This window comes from Pseudoalteromonas sp. P1-11 (genome assembly GCF_001399995.1).
Lineage (GTDB): Bacteria > Pseudomonadota > Gammaproteobacteria > Enterobacterales > Alteromonadaceae > Pseudoalteromonas > Pseudoalteromonas atlantica.
In genome coordinates, this window is record NZ_LJSP01000013.1 from 14,640 (window position 1) to 33,977 (window position 19,338).

Below are 19,338 nucleotides of genomic sequence, written 5' to 3' on the forward strand. Positions count from 1 at the left end.
AGGCTCTGCCTTGCCTAAAAACCAAACATACTGCTGCAAATTCAACCATCAAGGATCAACACGCCCTAATGAATACTGCTTTAAAAAACTTGCTGTTACTTTGCGCTTTTATGTGTTTTAAATTAAGCGCAAATACCCCCTACCAAATCCCTAGAAGTAGTGTTATTGAACTCACTGAGCCTATGACCAATCGGGTATATCCTGTTTTTATTCAGCTCCCTAAGTCATATAAAAAGCACCCTGAAAAAATATATCCAGTTATTTATTTAACCGATGCACCGTATACGTTTCCTATAGTGGCAGGTGCTACACGGTTTCCTATGAATACCGGAAAAATGCAGCAGGCTATTATAGTGGCCATTAGCTACGAAAAAGGCTCTAGAGGGTCTAATAGCAGAATTAGAGACTACACCCCAAGTAAGGCTAAAAGCTGGAAAAAGCAAACCGGTAACGCGCAAAACCACGCGCTGTTTTTAAAAAATACTGTATTGCCGTTTATACAAAGTAACTACCGAGCAAGTAGCACTCAAAAAACTTATATAGGTAATTCTTTAGGCGGTTTATTTGGCGTGACTATTTTATTTACGATGCCCGATTTATTTAACAATTATATAATTGGCAGCCCATCAGTTTGGTTTAATAACAATGCGATTTTAGCGCTACAAGCACATAAGCCTAAAGTGCCTACAAAGGTTTATATATCGGTAGGGGCAAAGGAAACCCCAAGCTTTGGTGAAGGGCAAAATATGGTGGCAGGAGCAAAGCAATTAACGCAAAAAATTAATGCACTTAGCAGTGAAAATATTGAATTAAAAAGCGTTGTTGTTGAAGGGGCGAGCCATGCAACGGCATTTCCTACTACAGCAATACAAGGGCTTGATTGGGTAACAGCAAATAAGCCCTAATATTTATAAAAGCACTAAAAGCTTAAGCGCTTTCAAGTTCCTGTTTCCAGTTTACTAATACTTCAATAAATTCTGGGCCTATGCCACAGCAGCCGCCAATAATGCTTGCGCCTTGGCTGTACCACGTTTTTGCAAAATCTAGGTATTCTGCAGGTGAAATATCACGATACGCTTGTGAGCCTTCGTTGGCTTTGTAATCGCTTGCGATAGGTGTAAAGCCATTAGCAAACGCGCCTAAAACAACGCTTTTATTTTGTTTAGCTAATACAGCGTTGGTATCGCTAAAGGCTTGCTCTATAACCTCAGGTATTGAGCAGTTAAAGAAAATACCAGTAACATTTTGTTCAAGCAAAGCCGCTACAGCGTCACTTACCAGCTCACCAGAGCGAAGTGTCGCTTGCTCGCTTACCACATCATTTAAGGTAAATGCGTAATAACATGGCTTGTTTGAGCCTTTAAGTACATTTGCCATAACGTGCGCTTCTTCAATGCTCGATATGGTTTCGCCAATCCATACATCTACGTGCTCGTCTTGCGCTTTATATAACGTATCTAAAATAGTAAAAGCGCGTTCGCTCTCAAATAGCTCTGGGCGGTAAGAGCCAAAGGCGGGTGGTAATGAGCCTGCTACTAATACATTTTGTTTAGCGTTTTGAGCTACGTCTTTTGCAATAACAGCTGCTTGCTGCGCAAGGGCTGAGCCTTGAGCTTGGTATAGCGCTTCACCTAAATGAAAGGGCACACAGGCATAACTATTAACGGTAATTATTTCAGCGCCTGCATCTATAAAACCTTGGTGAGCCTGCGTTACAAAATGTGGAGCTTCTATTAGTGCTTGTGCACTCCACAGTGGCTGTGTAAATGGCGCGCCAATGCGTTTAAGCTCGCGTCCCATGCCGCCATCTAAAATAGTTACTTTATTCATAAAGGATTTCTATACAACTAAACAATATGGCGCTATTCAACCATAATTTTTTTAGATTCATAATGAAACTTCGTCACCTTTAACATGAAAAAAGCTCAATGCTTTTTTACAGGCATAAAAAAAGCGACATCTCGCAAGAGAGTCGCTTATTTAAGCAGTCTAAACCTTACTTATAAAATACGTCTACCGTACCTTTTACTTTCATAAGTAAAGGCTGGCCGCGGCGGTCTAGCGCTTTAGGCGCGGCAATTTTAATCCAACCTTCGCTAATGCAGTACTCTTCTACGTCAAAGCGTTCTTTGCCATTTAAGCTTACGCCAATTTCGTGTTCAAACACTTCTTCTACGTAATGCTTGCTACGTGGGTTAATAGAAAGCTGATCAGGTAATGCTGGTTTTGTTGAATCGGTCATGGTTTTAATCTTTATTAAAAAGTGATGCGCTATTGTAGGCAATCCACTCAATACGCTCAAGGTTTAATGCTTAGCTACTCAACTTAGCTACACAATACAAAGCCAAGTATTAACAGTGCTATCCAAATGGTTTCGGCAACAATCATAATTATTGGTTTTAAGCCTACCTCGGTGAGTTTGCCTAGGTTTGTTTTCATACCAATGGCGGCTATGGCGGCAATTAAAAAGAACCGAGAAAGCTCATTTGTGGTTTCAAGCACAATAGCGGGTAGGTTAAAGGTGCTGTTTATAATCATTAAAATTACAAAGCCAATTAAAAACCCCGGTACTTTTGGCAGCTCGCCATGGTTACCTTTATTTGAGCTATTAATAACCACCATCATAATAAGTACTACAGGCAATAGCATAGCCACGCGTACTAGTTTGGTAAGTGTTGCTATATCGCCAGTTTCGGGCGATACCGAATAACCGGCACCCACTACTTGGGCTACATCGTGTATGGTGCCACCTAAAAATACCCCGGCGTTATGTGCATCAAATTCAAGGTAGTTAACCACAATAGGGTATAAAATCATTGCAATGGTCGACATGGCTGTTACGCCAATTACGGTAAGTAAGGTATCGCGCTCTTTATGCTCGCTGTTGGGCATAATAGATGAAATAGCCAGTGCTGCCGATGCGCCACAAATAGCGACTGAGCCACCGGTTAGTGCGCCAAAGCGTTTTTGCAAACCAAATACCCGGGCAAGTACAACCCCTAAAATAATGGTGGTAAATATAGCGCCAGCTAACATTAGCGCTGTTTGCCAGCCCAGTGTAATTAAATCGCCCAGTGCTATACGGGTGCCAAGTAAAACAATGCCTACACGTAAAACCGTGGTACCGGTAAAGTCTATGCCTTTAGCGCACGGGCTGTCGCTTTGATATAAAAACGACACCGCCATCCCCAATAATAAAGCAAACAACATAGCGGGTGCGCCATAGTGTTCACTTAAAAATAAGGCAGCAAGGCCAGTCATTGCAGCAATGCTGGCCCCTTGCCATAACGGGGAAACTTTTACCTTTAGTGCACCGGTTAAGCTTTGCATTAGGCGTTAGCTGCTGTCAGTGCAACAAGCACTTGGCGTTTACGCTCGCCAGTAAATGGGCGGCGGCCATGCATAGCCATTTCGTTATCCACTAAGGCTACATCGCCATCTTGCCACGCTAAATCAAAGGTAAATTCTTTTGATAGCTCAACAATTTTTTCAAGCCCTTGTTTAGGAATGGCGCTGCCATCGCCAAAGGTAATAGCAACCGATGGGTTTTCGCGAACGCCTTTCCAGCCCATGTAAGCGGCGATAAGTTGGTTATAAAAAACCTGTACGCCGTTTTCAAGGGTAACTACCGCAGGTAAAACCGGAGTAATTGCTTTTAAAGAGCCATCTTCTAGCCACTCCCACTTGTAACCTAGCTCGGTAAGTTTGCTGTGTGCTTCTTCTTTGGTTTCAACACTTAGGGTGCTTTTCCAGCTGCGACCTTGACCCGATGTAGCATCGTCGGCTGCGGGCATGTAAGTGGTGTACTTTAAGCCTTTTTGTTCAAAGTCATCGGCTAATTGGCTATCAAATTGCTTTAAAGCGCTAAATAATTTATCTGAGCGACAAAGCGGTGTCGCGCCGCCTTCCTCAGCTGCAGATTTACAAAAAAAGAACAGCTTACTTGGCGAAATAGGTGTTTGTGCCATTTCGTGATGAAGGTAAATTTCTACATCTTTGGGGGCTTCGTTAGCGGTAAATACACGCTCGGTAAAATTAATACGTACCGCGTTAGATAGCGACTCTTGGTACGTAAAGTTGTCGTAATCAAACCCCGCTGAAAACGTATCAAAGGTTTCGGCGCTATCAACAGGAAAGCCTCTAAACAATACAGCGCCTGAGCTGCGTAGTTTTTTAGCCAACTCGCTTTTGTTAGCGCGAATAAAAGCTACCGCTTCTTCAACGGTGCTGGCGTTATTGTTATTAACTACAATGCACGGAAAAACCGAGTCATCAAACGTTAATTGAGTAGGCACTTGGGCATAGTTAAGTTCGGTAGCTGACATTTTATTATCCTAATCGTAAATAGGGTGAAAACGGTTAAAGGCAGCTTCACAAAAGTGCCCAGGGTCGTTAAAACGGCGGTTGCTATTAAGCGCAGAAATTTGCGCCATTTCTTGCTCTGTTAATTCAAAGTCGAACAGCGCGAGGTTTTCTTTCATGCGTTCAAATTTAGAGGTTTTAGGAATAATGGCGGTGCCGCGTTGCACACCCCAGCGCAACACAACCTGTGCTGGGGTTTTGCCATGATTTTGCGCCGCAGCTTTTACTACGGTTTGCTCAAGTACTGACTCAGTTTGATCGGCCATTTCAAGCTCAAGGTACGAAAGCGCACCCAGTGGTGAAAACGCCGTAACCGGAATATCGTACTGTTTGGCAAGCCTTACTAGTCGCTCTTGGGTTAAATAAGGGTGCGACTCAATTTGCAGCATGGCGGGTTTAATTGTGGCGTAGGTCATTAAATCGTGAATAAGCGCGCTTGAGTAGTTACACACCCCAATGCGTTTTGCTTTGTTGTTATGTACTTGCTCTTCCATTGCTTGCCACGTTAAATGCAGCGGCACTTTTGCCAGCTCCATTTGTGGGTTTTGTGCATCTGGGTCTACAAACCACTCTGGTGGGTAGCGCGTTTCGATTGGTACAAACGTTTGCGCAATCGGAAAGTGAATTAAGTATAAGTCGAGGTAGTCGAGCTTTAAATCGCTCAAGGTTTTATCAATGGCAAGCTCTACATGCTCAGGCGCATGAAAGGTATTCCATAGTTTTGATGTTACCCATAACTCTTCGCGGGTACATAGGCCGTCTTTTATTGCTTGAGCAATGCCATCGCCTACTTGTTCTTCGTTACCGTAGTCTGATGCGCAGTCAAGATGGCGGTAACCTGCTTTAATAGCTTGGTACACCGTTTGCGCGCAATCTTCTTGTGCTACTTTCCATAAACCGAACCCGACTGGCGGGATGTTATTTAATGAACTCATTGGGAATTCCTGTTAAAATTGCATAATGACTTTGGTCTTGTATAAGACATAAGTTATTATACGAATCTAACAGTGTCAACACTGTGTTAACCGCAAGGCAATAAATGAAAGGTGTTAAAAAACCTACAGGCAGCAAAAAGGCAGCGTTTGCTGCCTTTAAAAAATATTTAATAAGTATGCGCTAATATAACTTACTCGCGGCTAAAGCGCGGTTAATTAATCAAGTTCTATTTGGTAGTGGTAATGATCGCTACGGCATTTGCTTAAACGGTATTCAATGCGTTTACCTTCGATTGATTCGGTAATGCGCGATACCAACAATAAAGGGTTACCGGCTTTAATAGCGAGCATTTTAGCGTCGGTTTCATCTGCTAAAACGGCTTTAATGCTGTCTTGGGTTTTATGCACGGTTTGGTTAAATTTGGTTTGGTAGTAATGATACAATGTGTGCGGAATATCACTACTTTGATGTATATCAGGAAAGAAGCTTTGTGGTAGATATATAGTTTCGCTCATACAAAATTCGTTATCGAGAATGCGTCTGCGTACAAGCTTAGTAACTTTGTCTTTTTTATTAAGTTGCAGCGCATCAATAACATCTTGTGGTGCAGGGCAAAGCTCAACCGACAATAGCTCGGCTTTAGGTAGGTCGGCGCCTTTACCGTCAGCCTGTAGCGGAAAAAACCTAAACAGGGCATCTTGCGCGGTATGCTCAGATACAAACGTACCAACACCTTGGCGGCGAGTAACTATTTTATCGTCGGTTAATAAATTAAGCGCTTTACGCACAGTGCCTTGGCTTACGTTAAACTCTTCAGCAAGGCGAAACTCGCTCGGTAATACTTCGCCAGGTACCCAGCGTCTTTCAACAATGAGCTGTTTAATATAATCAGCCACTTGTAAGTAAAGTGGTTGAAAAGCCAAGCTTGGGCCACTTAATTTGTGATCAAACATAGAGTTACTCATTGTTATTTACCATTAAATTTAATCCACCTGTATTTATATCATAGGTGAAACTTTTTGCGCAGTTTTGCGCAAGCTCAATTAATTGTGAACTATTGAAATACAGTTTGTTTTTACATTATGCCTAAAAACAAATCGTTACACTACAATAGCGCACACGTAGGATATTTAAAGTGCTCAGTATTTCGTTAGAACTCATCTTGCTTATGGCGTTGTGCCTAAGCCTTGCCACCATAATGCAAACGCTTAGCGGGTTTGGCTTTGGGTTGCTGGTGGTTGCAAGCTTTACGTTGCTAGATGTTTTACCGCTCACTGCCACCACCTTTTTAGTGAGTTTATTGGGTTTAGTTAACTCAACCACTGTGGTGGTTAAAAATCGCAGTACAGTAAAAGTGCCCGAGCTTAAACTTATGTTGTATACCGGTATTCCGCTAATGCTGTTAGGTTTTATATTGCTTGAATATATGTCGGCGCATTTAACGCAGTTCTTAAACTTTATTTTAGGCATTAGTATTTTGCTATGTTGTGGCTTAATGCTAATTGGCCGTGATAGAGCAAATAAGCAAAGCGGGCGTGGCTCGTTTTTAATTGCCGGCGGCGTAAGTGGCTTGCTGGGTGGGCTGTTTTCAACGTCGGGGCCGCCGCTGGTGTTTCAGTGCTATAAACAAGCTTGGTCTATTGAGGCCATTCGTAGCACCTTACTTGCGGTATTTACCATTGGTGGCCTAGTCCGTGTTGGTATTGCCTTATTTGGCACCTTACCCGAACTCGACATTATGTTTTTAATTGCAGCGGCCATACCGCTGGTATTATTAGTAACGCAATTTGCTCGTAAATTAACGCCTTACGTTGATGCAAAATGGATTCGTATAATAGCAATTGCATTGCTTGGCCTAAGCGGCGTTTCGCTGGTGGCAACATCGGCACCGGGCATATTTTAAAAGTAACGATGTAAATAATTCATCTTAGGGTTATTTACATTGACATGGGGATTACAATTATTTAACTTGTGTCTTATACAAGACTAATAATTGGTTAAGGAACTCCCATGAATGCATTTGAATTACGTGAGCCAGACTGGAACGCAATAGAGCCAGCACGCTTAACTGCAGAGCCTAAATTACAAGGCCATGTGCTAGTTTTACCAACTCAATTTGGCGAGGTCAGCGTTACCATAAGCCAGTTTGGTTTACGTTTAAATGCAGGCTCCACGCATGACGAGACGTTTAAAATATTAACCACCACCCCTTCAAACTTACCGCTATCACTTAATAAATTAGACCAAGGCTTTGCAGCCACCGCCGGTGAGTACCGCTTAGAATTTTACAGTGACCCTTTTTACTTTAAGCTTTATAAAAACGATAAATTAGTACAGCAATCAGCAACCGATGGCCACTTTGTGCGCCAGCATCGTTTACCGCCACTGGCGAAAACTGATAACGGCTGGATTTTAAGCCTAGAGCTTAATTACGACGAAGCCGTTTACGGCCTTGGCGAAAAATGGGGCAAGCTTGATAAACGCGGCCAGCTTATTCGCTCATACAACCACGATGCGCTAGGCGTCAACGCCGAAAAGTCTTATAAAAACACACCGTATGCATGGAGCCCAGAGGGCTGGAATTTATTTGTACACACGCCAGCGCCCGTTACACATGGCGTAGGTTACGCGCTTTGGTCGCAACGTGCTTACGTGTGTTTAGTAGAAGATGACGCGCTAGATGTATTTTTATACCAAGAGCAAACGCCTGCACAAAGTATTAATCGCTACTGCGAGCTAACTGGTTTTGCACCGGTGCCACCGCAGTGGAGTTTTGGGGTTATTTTATCAAAAGCGTACTACAAAGATGCCGACGAGCTATTAAGTGTCGCCCGCGAAGTACGCGCTAAAAACATGCCGTGCGATGTAATTACCCTTGATGGCCGCGCATGGCAAGACACCGACACCCGCTTTGCCTTTGAATGGGACCCAACACGTTACGCCGACCCAAAACCTGTGCTTGATGAATTAAAAGCCATGGATTTTAAAATTTGCGTGTGGGAATACCCAATGATCTCGGTGAACAACCCATTATTTGCTAAAGCGGCCGAAAACGGTTGGCTAATAAAAGACAAACGCACAGGTAAAGCGTATCAATACGAGTGGGATTTAAGCCCCTTTGGCGAAGTACTTACGCCATTACCAGAGTCGGGTATTTTAGATTTTACTCATCCCGATGCTTACGAATACTGGCTGGAGTCGCACAAGCCATTGTTTGAGCTTGGCGTAGATATGATAAAAGCAGACTTTGGCGAACAGTTAGAAGACGAAAACATGGTATCGCACAGTGGCGACAGCGGTATTAGACTGCATAATGTTTATAGCATGCTGTACAACCGCTGCGTTTATGAAGCCGCCGAAAAATACTGTAAAACAGGGCCATTTTTGTTTAGCCGATCTGCATGGACTGGTAGCCAACGCTTCCCAGCACAATGGGGCGGCGACCCACAGGCCGATTGGCAAGGTTTAGCGGCGAGTATTCGCGGCAGCTTAGCGTGGGGCATGTCGGGCGGGCCATTTTTTGCAACCGACATTGGTGGTTTTTATAAAGATACGCGCGATGCAGAGCTTTATGTTCGCTGGGCGCAAGCGTCGGTATTTAGTGCACACATGCGTTTACATGGCATTGGCCCACGCGAACCGTGGTCATACACCGAGCAAGCAAGTGACGCGGTATTTGCAGCGCTTAAATTACGCTATCAGTTAATTCCGTACTTACAAGAATGTGCAGAGCAAGCGCAGCAAACTGGGCTGCCTGTTCAGCGTGCTATGGCATTGGCGTTTCCTGATGACGTGCTGGCACATAGTTTTGACCAGCAATTTATGTGCGGCGAAAAACTCCTTGTGGTGCCATGTGTTGTACCAAACGGTAAAGTTAAGTTTTACTTACCGCAAGGGGAATGGGTGCGATTCCCTGATGGGCAGGCGTACCAAGGCGGCAAGTATTACGAAGAAACACTTGAGCTTACACAAATGGCCGTATTTGTTCGTAAAGGCGATACGCTCATGCTAGGCCCAGAGGTTCAACACACAGAGCAAGACATGAGCCAGCTTACAGCATGGCCAAAATAAAACTCGGTTAATAGCAAACACACACAACACACGTAACACACACAATAATAAAGATATTAGCTTACTTTTTACCGAGTAAAGTAAGCTAAAAGGGGCGCAAGATGGAAGGTATGAACATTACCATGACACTGCTATCGTGCTTGGCGTTTATGGCGCTGGTAGGATATATTTCGTACCAAAAAACCAAAGGGGAAGTTAACACCCAAGACGGCTACTTTTTAGCGGGGCGTGGTTTAACGGGTACATTTATAGCGGGGTCGATGATCCTCACTAACTTATCGGCCGAGCAACTTATTGGCCTAAATGGCTCAGCGTATGGTTACAACCTAAGCTCAATGGCGTGGGAAGTAACAGCTGGGATATCAACCATTATAATGGCGCTGATCTTTTTACCACGGTATTTAGCCGGCGCGTTTTCTACCCTGCCTGAATTTTTACGAGATCGTTTTGACGATACCGTACGCCGCATGACGGTGATCTTATTTATGGTAGGGTATTGTTTTATAACGATCCCTTCTGTTTTGTACTCAGGATCAATCGCCGTTCTTAGGCTGTTTGATGTGCCCACCTTATTAAACTTAAGCTATCAAGCAAGCTTAATTGTCACCATTATTATTGTGGGCTCCGTAGGCGCTATTTACGCGGTATTCGGCGGTTTAAAGGCGGTTGCAGTATCAGATACCATTAACGGTGTTGGGTTATTAATTATTGGTATTTTAGTGCCTACCCTTGGCCTTATTGCCCTTGGCGATGGCAACTTTGCCGATGGCCTAAGCACACTGGTAAACACCGATACCGAAAAGCTTAACGCCATTGGTAGCAGTGACGATCCCGTGCCATTTGGCACCATTTTTACCGGTATGATCCTCGCTAATTTATTTTATTGGGGTACCAATCAGTACGTGATCCAGCGTACACTAGGCGCTAAAAACTTAGTAGAAGGCCAAAAGGGCGTGTTGTTTTCAGGGTACTTTAAAGTGCTAGTACCCTTTATGATGATGATCCCAGGCGTAATTGCGTATCACCTTTATAAGCACGAAAGCTTACAAACCATAGATTTAGCTTACCCACATTTAGTTAAAGATGTACTGCCTCAGTACTTATCTGGGTTCTTTTTAGCGGTGCTACTAGGTGCGGTATTTAGCTCGTTTAATTCACTGTTAAATAGTGCCGCCACGTTGTTTTGTTTAGATGTATACAAACCCATGAAAAAAGACAAAGTAAGCGACGAAAAGCTGATTAAAGTGGCCAAAATTACCAGTATTGTAATTGCTGTTTTATCGTTTATTACCGCGCCATTACTGATGTTTGCGCCAGAAGGTTTATGGCACATCATTCGTGTATTTACCGGATTTTACAACATTCCGGTCATCACAATTGTGCTCGTGGGGTTATTTACTCGCAAAGTGCCTGCACTGGGCGCTAAAGTGGCTATTGTTTTTCATGTTATTGCCTACACTTTGCTTAAATTTGTGTGGGATGTAGATATTAACTTTATCCATATTTACGCCATATTATTCTTTATTGAGCTGGCCATTATGTTAGGTATTGGCTACTACAAACCTCTTGCCACACCATGGAACTTTACCCGCAAAGCCGAGGTAAACCTAAGCCCGTGGAAATACGCACTGCCTTGCGCGATTGTATTAGTGAGCTTAATTATAAGCTTGTACATACTGTTTTCTCCGCTTGGATTGGTGGGTGGCACCAGCGTGTACTTTGTACCAAGCTTAATTGCTGTTTGGACTAGCGCCTTTGTGCTTAGCTGGTGGAGCGTACGCCGATGGCATACACGCTATACAAGTAGCTTGGCGCATATTGGCGTTGCTAAGGTACATAATACCAATTCGCAATAATACTTAATCATTTTGCGGGGCTAAACGTGTCGCTACCTGCGTTAAAAAATTCTCATTTAGAATAACTAAATAGCGAATTTTTTGCCTAGCTATCAACACGTTTTTCCAGCCAGTTGGTATATAACGCGGCGTTATATTCTTTATACAAATTTTAAATCACATTTTATTCACATAATGTTTGCAATAGAACATAAGTTTGTTTAAGTTTATATCTCTTATATAAGACATAAGAGGTATAAGGAAAATAACTACAACACTCTGGCACCGCTTTTTAGCAACCCACACACTTGCTAGCGCGGTAATTTAACAGCACACACGCACAATTTGGAGAATGACATGAGAGCTAAAAAGTCCGTCTTAAGCTTGGCAGTCACGTTAGCAATGACAACGGGTTTAGCACTAAGCACGCAAGCACATGCGCAGCAAGAGCAAACTGAACAACAAGCAGAGCAAAACAATAACGACCAGTTTGAAAAAATTGTTGTTACCTCACAAAAACGAACACAAAGCCTAAACGAAGTACCGCTTGCGGTGTCTGTGCTTAATAGCGACCAGATTGATTCGGCGTTTGCTAATAACATGGAAGGCCTGCAGTCACTTGTGCCTTCGGTCAGTTTTAGAAAAGGCACCACAACCCGTAACTCAGCGCTAACAGTGCGAGGTATTGGTACTATTTCGTTTAGTATTGCTGCTGAGCCAAGTGTGGCAACCGTGGTTGATGGCGTGGTGCTAGGTCGCTCTGGCCAAGCCTTTGCCGATTTATACGATGTATCTCGCATTGAAGTACTGCGCGGCCCACAGGGTACCTTATTTGGTAAAAATGCCTCGGCGGGTGTGGTAAACATTACAACCAAAGATCCTTCGTACGACACCACCGGCAGCGTAGAAACCTCGTTTTATCAAGACAACGAATACCGCTTTAAAGGCGTGGTAAGCGGCGGCTTAACCGACGACTTAGCAGCAAGCTTAACCGTGTTTAAAGGTAAGTTTGATGGCTACATTGATAACGTTTACAACAACGAAAAAGTAAACGGCTACGACCGTGAAGGCGCACGTGCTGTATTTAAATACGAGCCAAGCGATGATTTAAACGTAAAATTTATTGCCGAATTTTATAACGCCGACGACGACTGTTGTGCCGATTTAGAAGCCCTGCCAAGTGGCCGTAACCCAGATTCAGACGCAGCCCCTAACAGCAACGGTATTGTTGATGGTGTGGCCGATATTGACCTAGACCAGCGCAAAGTTGATCACGACTATGAGTCGCGCACTATTGACGAACACAGCGCGTTTTCGGTACAGGTTGATAAAACCATTGGCGACTACACATACACCTCTATTACTGCGCAGCGCTCGTGGGATAACACCGAATACCGCGAAGGCGACTTTACCTCAATAGCTGGCGACAGTAACGAACCGGTATTTGGCGCGCCCTTTCAATTACACGATTTAGGTGCTCAGCAGTGGGATCAGTTTTCGCAAGAATTTAGAGTTACTTCAAACCTAGCGGGTCCGTTTAACTATGTGGCTGGCTTATTTTACTGGAACATGGACTCGCAACGTAACTTTACCCGTGACGCAAGTTGTCAAAATAACGGTGGCCAACTAGACGCTGCAATGGCGTATTACGCACAAAATAACTTAACCGGTGCAGAGCTTGATGCCGCATTGGCCGACTTAGACGCCTACACACAAAGCTTAGGTGTAAGCTGTAATGCTAACGATATTGTATCGGCAACCGCGTACATGAGCACCGAGTTTAACAACTGGGCAGCCTTTGCCGATGGTACTTACGATTTATCTGAAGACTTACGTGTACTGTTTGGTATTCGTTATACCGACGATGAAGTGTCGTACACACACCGCCGTGTAAGCAATGACGAATTTGGTCGCACCGGTGTAGGTGTACGCTCAGCAGCACTAAATACTGACGAATCAGGCAGTGCAGAAGAAACCAACGTGTCGGGTCGTTTAGGTATGCAATACGATCTAGGTGATGGCCAAATGGTTTACGGTACTTACTCGCAAGGCTATAAAGGCCCTGGTTTTAACGTGTACTACAACTTTAATCCAGATAACGATAGCCGCGAAATATCGCCAGAAGAGTCAGACGCGTACGAGTTAGGCTACAAATACGCAAGCCGCGACTTTGTATTTAACTTTGCCGTGTTTAGAACCGAAATTGAAGGCTTTCAAGCCAATAACTTTGACTGTTCAGACGGCACCTGTATTACCCGTTTAACCAATGCTGGTGATGTAAGTACACAAGGTGCTGAGGTTGACTTTATGTGGGCGGCTACCGACTCACTTACTTTAACCGGTGGTATTGCGTACATTCAGGCCGAAATTGACGAGTTTAATTGTCCGGCAGAAGTAGAAGCAGGCTCATGTACTGACCGCTCTGGCTTAGATGTCCCGTTTTCGCCAGATTTAAAATACTCACTAAGTGCTGATTACTTTATTGAAACCGAGCACGACTTTAATATTCATATAAACGGCTCTTACATTTACACCGACGAGCAATACTCAGACCTACCAAACAATGTAGGCGAGTTTAACCCAGCAGCGTTACTGCCAGATTACGGTATTTTAAACGCAAGTGTGGGTTTATCGTTTAAAGATGATGCATTTAGAGTATCGCTTATTGCTAAAAACTTAACCGATGAAAGCTACGTAACCACCTACAGTGGCGACAACTTCCGTTACCAAATTCCGCGTGATGCAGAGCGCTACTTTGGTGTATCGTTTAAGGCACGTTTTTAATTTTATAAATATATCCTTGTGAAAATTGTGCTAAGCGCAGCGTTTAACCCGCTGCGCTTTTTTGTGTCTTAATTTTGTCATGGTTTAGTCATTGTTTTTTAATTAAAAGTACTCTTAGAGGTCACATCTATTTTCTATAGTGCAGCGGTTACTTATTTGAGGTTTACGCTTCAAGCAAAAAATAACCACTACACAATGGGAATAATAAAGGATGAAAATTAAAAAAGTTGCTGCGGCAGTTGGCTTAACGTTTATGTTAAGTGCTGCAAGTCATGCCGATGTATTACCACAAAGCCAAACAGATAATGACTGGTATACAAATGCCCAAACTACACTCGCCACAAAAACTGCGCTTGCACAAAGCCAGCAAACAACAAAAGCTAAAAACGTTATTTTGTTTGTAGGCGACGGCATGGGTGTATCTACCCTTACCGCAGCACGTATCTTAAAAGGACAAAGAGCGGGCGATTTAGGTGAAGAAGGTTATTTAAGCTTTGAAGAGTTCCCGTACTCAGCACAAGTAAAAACATACAACGTAGATGCACAAACACCAGATTCTGCAGGCACAATGACCGCGATGATCTCAGGGGTTAAAACCGATGTAGGCGTTATTGGTGTAGACGAAGACATAGAGCGCGGTGTGTGTTCAACTGTATCGGGTAATGAGCTTTTAACAGCAACAGAACTTGCTGAAATTAAAGGCCTAGCAACCGGTGTTATTTCAACAGCGCGTATTACCCATGCAACGCCAGCGGCAACCTATGCAAAATCGGCAGACCGTAACTGGGAAGATATCTCAGACATGCCAGAAACCGAAACTGCATGTGAAGACATTGCATCGCAATTAGTTAATTTTGAAAAAAACCTAGAAGCACGTTTTGTAGGTACCGACGTAGACGGCCTTGATTTCGTAATGGGTGGCGGACGTCGTCACTTTTTACCAAAAGATGAAGCAGCTAACTCAGCAGATGCACTTAGCGCTGTAGAGGGCGATCGTACTGATGAGCGTAACTTAGTTACTGAGTGGCAAACACAATACCCACAAGGTACTTATGTTATGGACCAAGCAGGCTTTGATGCCATTGCTGACGATGCCACTAAAGTGTTTGGCTTATTTAACGAATCGCACATGCAATACGAAGCAGACCGCGCAAACGATATTGCCGGTGAGCCATCGCTGAGCGAAATGACCAGCAAAGCAATTGATGTATTAGGTAAAAACGAAAACGGCTTTTTCTTAACCGTTGAGTCGGGCCGTATTGACCACGCACACCACGCGGGTAATGCCTACAACGCACTTAACGACACCATTGAATTTGCTAAAGCTGTGCAAGCTGCGGTAGATAATACCAACCCAGAAGAAACCCTTATTTTAGTAACCGCCGATCACAGCCACGTATTTACTATTGCTGGCTACCCTAAACGCGGTAACCCAATTTTAGGCCAAGTAGTTGCGGTAGGTGAAACCACACCAAGCCTTGCTGCCGACGATATGCCTTACACCACAGTAGGCTATGCAAATGGTTTAGGGTTTAGAAACTTAGTTGATGAAACAGATGCCGATGCAGCATATACAACTGGCCCAGTTGCTGGGCGTGTAGAGCTTACTGGCGTTGATACTACCAATGTTGGCTTTCACCAAGAAACCACTGTCCCTCTTGGCTCAGAAACCCATGCCGGTGAAGATATTTCGCTGCATGCAAAAGGCCCAGGCGCACAGCTAGCTCAAGGCGTAATTGAGCAAAACGTAGTATTTCATTTAATTAATCAAGCTCTTGAACTAACTCAGCAATAATGGCGGCTAACATGAACAAATTAACAGTACTTTCTTTAGCAGTAATGGTCGCGCTAGCAGGTTGTAGTGACGACGACAAAGACGAAAATAATATTCTCGCGGTAGATAACACCATTGCAGTAGGCTCTGAGCAATGTGTTAATGGCGGCGTAGAAACCCAAACTGGCGTAGATACAAACGGCAACGGTGTGCTAGATAGTGACGAAGTTACCTCTTCTAACTTAGTGTGTAATGCACCTGCTACGTCACTTACCAGCGAGCAACTTGCCACCCTAACGACTAACGCATGGTATGGCGATGCACAAACAAAGCTTGCGGCAACACAGCAAGCTAATAGCGAAGTGGTTACTGAGTCTGGCAAAGCGAAAAACGTTATATTATTTGTTGGCGACGGCATGGGTATTTCTACCGTAACAGCTGCACGTATTTTAGCAGGCCAGCTTGAAGGCGGTTTAGGTGAAGACTACCAATTAAGCTTTGAAAAAATGCCGTACTCAGGTTTTGTTAAAACTTACAACGTAGATGCACAAACGCCGGATTCTGCAGGCACAATGACGGCAATGGTATCAGGTGTTAAAACCGATGTGGGCGTAATTGGCGTAGATGAAGACATTGAACGCGGCGACTGTGCCACGGTAACAGGCAACGAACTAGTTACCTCGTTAGAGCTTGCTGAAATAGCAGGTAAAGCAACCGGCCTTATTTCAACAGCACGTATTACCCATGCAACACCTGCAGCAACGTATGCTAAATCGGCTGACCGTAACTGGGAAGATAACTCAGATATGCCAGAGGGCACTGAAGCCTGTGAAGATATTGCATCGCAACTTGTTAACTTTGAAGCCAACTTAGAGTCGCGTTATGCGGGTATTGATGTTGATGGCATTGATGTTGTAATGGGTGGCGGACGTCGTCACTTTTTACCAAAAGATGAAGCAGCAAATTCAGCCGATGCAGTAAGCGCAGTAGAAGGCGACCGTACTGATGGCCGCAACCTAGTAACTGAGTGGCAAACAACTTACCCAAGCGGCACTTACGTTATGGACCAAACTGGTTTTGATGCAATTAGCGACGATGCCACTAAAGTATTTGGTTTATTTAACGAATCACACATGCAATACGAAGCCGACCGCGCAAACGATGTAGCGGGCGAGCCTTCGCTTAGCGAAATGACCGAAAAAGCAATTAACGTACTAGATAACAACGACAATGGCTTTTTCTTATCGGTAGAAGCAGGTCGTATTGACCACGCGCACCATGCGGGTAATGCCTATAATGCCCTAAACGACACAGTAGAATTTGCAAAAGCTGTGCAAGTGGCAATGGAAAACACTAACCCAGAAGAAACGCTAATAGTAGTAACTGCCGATCACAGCCACGTATTTACTATTGCAGGCTACCCTAAACGTGGTAACCCAATATTAGGTAAAGTTGTTGCCGTAGGCGAAACCGAGCCAAGCCTAGCTGCCGACGATATGCCATACACCACAGTTGGCTACACCAACGGTGGCGGCTTTAGAGATTTAGGCGATGAAACCGATGCCGATGCAGGTTATGCATTTGCACCTGTTACAGGGCGTGTAGATTTAACCGATGTTGATACAACTTCAGCGGGCTTTCACCAAGAGGCACTTGTACCACTTGGCTCAGAAACTCACGCAGGTGAAGATGTTGGCGTATACGCAATGGGCCCAGGCGCTCACTTAGTTACAGGCACTAACGAGCAAAGCTTTTTATTCCATGTAATGGACTTTGCAGCAGACTTAGTAACTACCGCTGATGAAAAAGTAACGCCATAAGTAATTTAATACGTACGCTCAGCACATAAAGTACGTATTAAAAATGAGGTATTTAAAAACAACTCGTACGCTGTGCGAGTTGTTTTTTTATGTCATAAAAATGCCACTGTAAATGGGTATGGTAATGCCTATTACAGTGACGTTTAAATAAGAGATAATTTAATGAAACTAGCATTATTTTTAATGGCAACACTTGCCAGTACCAGCACCCTAGCGCAGCAATGTAATATTGATAGCGCGCATTTAAAAGCCGACTATAAAATTACCAATACTCATAAAAACGAGCAAAGCACGCAGTCACTTACGCTTTGGCGAAACAACTCACAAGTTGCGCACCAACGTGAGGTTATTACCGAGCTTTGGCAGCACTTAGCTAACAAGCAAATTCGCCCAATTCGTTATTTTAATGCTCAGCAACGCGGTATTGAGTATCAGCCATCTGAGGTACGCGGTGTACAAAGTTGGAGCGCTAAAAATCAGCTGGTGGATACGCATTTAATCGAAAAAATGACCCTAGTTAACACCCAAGGCAACGGCTGCGATGAAGTAAAAAACTACACACTTTCTGAGGGCGACAATCAATTTAAACTCGCTTTATTTACCAAATCGAACTTAGTTAAAAGCTTTAGCGTAACCAATAAAAAAAGCCACACTCACACTGAGCTTAACCTAAATGATGTAAGCAGCAATAAAGCAGAAATAACCGCACAGTTTGCCAAGTGGGATCGCTTTCAAACCACCGACTACGCCGACATAGGCGATAACGAAAACGACCCGTTTTTAGCAAAAATGATCAACCTAGGCTTTATAGAACACGGCGCAACGGGGTTTTATAATCAGCAAGGTAAAGCGATTCAAGGTGGGCACCACCACTAGGTTTTAGCGTTTTTAAATGTAGTAGCTCATAGCTGAAAGAATGACAGTTATGAGCTACAAGTAGGTATTTAAAAGTAGATTAATTTTAGCCATTCCCGCCCAAGTAATACTGCAAACAGTTTCCCATTTTTATAAAACGCACACCGCCTGCCGCATAAGATTTATAGTTGGTAATAATTTATACTATTTGATACTAATAGAAGTTCACACAATAGGGACATTTAATTGCTAAGGGAAGTTTATGCCAGAATTCAAAATCTTAAACAACATCCTTGATTATATGGAATCTAAGGGGCTTACATATAAGAGTGTAGTAGTCACTATTAATGAGGAACTTGTTGAGGAAGTAAATACTATAAATAAAAGCTCCCACACTTTAGAAGAATTACAAAAGGCGGCAGATAAGTGTTTTGCTCATGAATGGCTCAAACGTAGAGGTGAGGGTGGGGATAAATATACTCACTTATATATAACACCAAAAGGCATTGGAGCTGCGAGGTCAAAACAAAGGTCTGAGGAATTAAAAAAATCTCGTTCTTTTCTGAAAAAAACTTCTGATTATATTGAAGAGCACAAAGGATTATTTATTGTCTTCGGTTTCTTATTAACACTCGCTACATTCGCACTGAAAATCTTCGGAGATAAGTAATGAATAATAAAAAATTTACGATCTCTTTGAAATGTTTGTTTTGTGACAGCGAGCTTCAGAATGATTCTGAAATAGAGTTCAGTTCTGGCGATATGCTTGAGTGCAAAGAATGTGGTGAGCTAAATGATTACGATGCATTGGTTGACGTTGCAATTGATGAAGGCAAAGAGCTCGCTGAAAAACATGCAAAAGAAGAAATTGAAAAAATGTTCAAAAAGACATTTAAGTAAA

The 19,338-nt window shown here is 43.4% G+C and carries 16 protein-coding genes; 10 read left to right on the top strand and 6 right to left on the bottom strand.

From position 1 onward, the window contains the following. The first annotated feature begins 68 nt into the window (after window positions 1-68). Window positions 69-905, top strand: coding sequence for an alpha/beta hydrolase (locus tag AN390_RS16615; protein WP_055255425.1), 837 nt, complete (start codon window positions 69-71; stop codon window positions 903-905). Between the two features lie 22 nt (window positions 906-927). On the opposite strand, the gene AN390_RS16620 is transcribed toward AN390_RS16615, so the two are convergent. The 6 genes from AN390_RS16620 to AN390_RS16645 form a co-directional block, all read right to left on the bottom strand. Next, window positions 928-1,830: a homocysteine S-methyltransferase family protein gene (locus tag AN390_RS16620; protein WP_055255426.1), complete on the bottom strand. Its 903-nt coding sequence runs from the start codon at window positions 1,828-1,830 to the stop codon at window positions 928-930. 166 nt (window positions 1,831-1,996) lie between these two features. Further along, window positions 1,997-2,242, bottom strand: coding sequence for a DUF3297 family protein (locus AN390_RS16625; RefSeq protein ID WP_024034014.1), 246 nt, complete (start codon window positions 2,240-2,242; stop codon window positions 1,997-1,999). Between the two features lie 83 nt (window positions 2,243-2,325). After that, the gene (locus AN390_RS16630; protein ID WP_055255427.1) at window positions 2,326-3,330 is read right to left on the bottom strand and encodes a YeiH family protein; all 1,005 of its coding nucleotides are present in this window, start codon (window positions 3,328-3,330) and stop codon (window positions 2,326-2,328) included. Continuing rightward, a complete protein-coding gene (locus AN390_RS16635; protein WP_055255428.1) occupies window positions 3,330-4,325 on the bottom strand; it encodes a TauD/TfdA family dioxygenase in 996 nt (331 codons plus the stop codon). The genes AN390_RS16630 and AN390_RS16635 overlap by 1 nt, the downstream gene beginning before the upstream one ends. A gap of 9 nt (window positions 4,326-4,334) precedes the next feature. Then, window positions 4,335-5,297, bottom strand: a complete 963-nt coding sequence (locus AN390_RS16640) for an aldo/keto reductase (protein WP_055255429.1) — start codon at window positions 5,295-5,297, stop codon at window positions 4,335-4,337. Between the two features lie 216 nt (window positions 5,298-5,513). Beyond that, window positions 5,514-6,263, bottom strand: coding sequence for a GntR family transcriptional regulator (locus AN390_RS16645; protein WP_055255430.1), 750 nt, complete (start codon window positions 6,261-6,263; stop codon window positions 5,514-5,516). 170 nt (window positions 6,264-6,433) lie between these two features. Between AN390_RS16645 and AN390_RS16650 the strand changes: the two genes are divergently transcribed. From AN390_RS16650 to AN390_RS16690, 9 genes are all read left to right on the top strand, one after another. Continuing rightward, window positions 6,434-7,201: a sulfite exporter TauE/SafE family protein gene (locus AN390_RS16650; protein WP_004586028.1), complete on the top strand. Its 768-nt coding sequence runs from the start codon at window positions 6,434-6,436 to the stop codon at window positions 7,199-7,201. A 107-nt stretch (window positions 7,202-7,308) separates the two neighbouring features. Then, the gene (locus AN390_RS16655) at window positions 7,309-9,369 is read left to right on the top strand and encodes an alpha-xylosidase (RefSeq protein WP_055255431.1); all 2,061 of its coding nucleotides are present in this window, start codon (window positions 7,309-7,311) and stop codon (window positions 9,367-9,369) included. A gap of 101 nt (window positions 9,370-9,470) precedes the next feature. Continuing rightward, the gene (locus tag AN390_RS16660) at window positions 9,471-11,225 is read left to right on the top strand and encodes a solute:sodium symporter family transporter (protein WP_173644042.1); all 1,755 of its coding nucleotides are present in this window, start codon (window positions 9,471-9,473) and stop codon (window positions 11,223-11,225) included. A 336-nt stretch (window positions 11,226-11,561) separates the two neighbouring features. Then, on the top strand, window positions 11,562-13,988 hold the full coding sequence (locus tag AN390_RS16665) for a TonB-dependent receptor (protein WP_055255432.1): 2,427 nt from the start codon (window positions 11,562-11,564) through the stop codon (window positions 13,986-13,988). 211 nt (window positions 13,989-14,199) lie between these two features. Next, window positions 14,200-15,783, top strand: a complete 1,584-nt coding sequence (locus AN390_RS16670; protein WP_055255433.1) for an alkaline phosphatase — start codon at window positions 14,200-14,202, stop codon at window positions 15,781-15,783. 11 nt (window positions 15,784-15,794) lie between these two features. Beyond that, entirely contained in the window at window positions 15,795-17,582 is a 1,788-nt protein-coding gene (locus AN390_RS16675; RefSeq protein WP_024034005.1) for an alkaline phosphatase, read from the top strand. Window positions 17,583-17,744: 162 nt separating this feature from the next. Next, complete coding sequence (locus AN390_RS16680) at window positions 17,745-18,458, top strand: hypothetical protein (protein WP_054983877.1); 714 nt, start codon at window positions 17,745-17,747, stop codon at window positions 18,456-18,458. A 241-nt stretch (window positions 18,459-18,699) separates the two neighbouring features. Next, complete coding sequence (locus AN390_RS16685) at window positions 18,700-19,107, top strand: hypothetical protein (protein ID WP_004586021.1); 408 nt, start codon at window positions 18,700-18,702, stop codon at window positions 19,105-19,107. Further along, window positions 19,107-19,337 (top strand): hypothetical protein, encoded by a 231-nt coding sequence (locus AN390_RS16690; protein WP_004586020.1) that lies wholly within the window; start codon window positions 19,107-19,109, stop codon window positions 19,335-19,337. The genes AN390_RS16685 and AN390_RS16690 overlap by 1 nt, the downstream gene beginning before the upstream one ends. The last annotated feature ends 1 nt before the right edge of the window (window position 19,338 follow it).

Coding starts and splice junctions, on each gene's coding strand:
- AN390_RS16690 (WP_004586020.1), top strand. CDS start 19,107: ATGAATAATAAAAAATTTACGATCTCTTTGAAATGTTTGTTTTGTGAC.
- AN390_RS16655 (WP_055255431.1), top strand. CDS start 7,309: ATGAATGCATTTGAATTACGTGAGCCAGACTGGAACGCAATAGAGCCA.
- AN390_RS16630 (WP_055255427.1), bottom strand. CDS start 3,330: ATGCAAAGCTTAACCGGTGCACTAAAGGTAAAAGTTTCCCCGTTATGG.
- AN390_RS16665 (WP_055255432.1), top strand. CDS start 11,562: ATGAGAGCTAAAAAGTCCGTCTTAAGCTTGGCAGTCACGTTAGCAATG.
- AN390_RS16625 (WP_024034014.1), bottom strand. CDS start 2,242: ATGACCGATTCAACAAAACCAGCATTACCTGATCAGCTTTCTATTAAC.
- AN390_RS16640 (WP_055255429.1), bottom strand. CDS start 5,297: ATGAGTTCATTAAATAACATCCCGCCAGTCGGGTTCGGTTTATGGAAA.
- AN390_RS16680 (WP_054983877.1), top strand. CDS start 17,745: ATGAAACTAGCATTATTTTTAATGGCAACACTTGCCAGTACCAGCACC.
- AN390_RS16660 (WP_173644042.1), top strand. CDS start 9,471: ATGGAAGGTATGAACATTACCATGACACTGCTATCGTGCTTGGCGTTT.
- AN390_RS16635 (WP_055255428.1), bottom strand. CDS start 4,325: ATGTCAGCTACCGAACTTAACTATGCCCAAGTGCCTACTCAATTAACG.
- AN390_RS16685 (WP_004586021.1), top strand. CDS start 18,700: ATGCCAGAATTCAAAATCTTAAACAACATCCTTGATTATATGGAATCT.
- AN390_RS16645 (WP_055255430.1), bottom strand. CDS start 6,263: ATGAGTAACTCTATGTTTGATCACAAATTAAGTGGCCCAAGCTTGGCT.
- AN390_RS16670 (WP_055255433.1), top strand. CDS start 14,200: ATGAAAATTAAAAAAGTTGCTGCGGCAGTTGGCTTAACGTTTATGTTA.
- AN390_RS16620 (WP_055255426.1), bottom strand. CDS start 1,830: ATGAATAAAGTAACTATTTTAGATGGCGGCATGGGACGCGAGCTTAAA.
- AN390_RS16675 (WP_024034005.1), top strand. CDS start 15,795: ATGAACAAATTAACAGTACTTTCTTTAGCAGTAATGGTCGCGCTAGCA.
- AN390_RS16615 (WP_055255425.1), top strand. CDS start 69: ATGAATACTGCTTTAAAAAACTTGCTGTTACTTTGCGCTTTTATGTGT.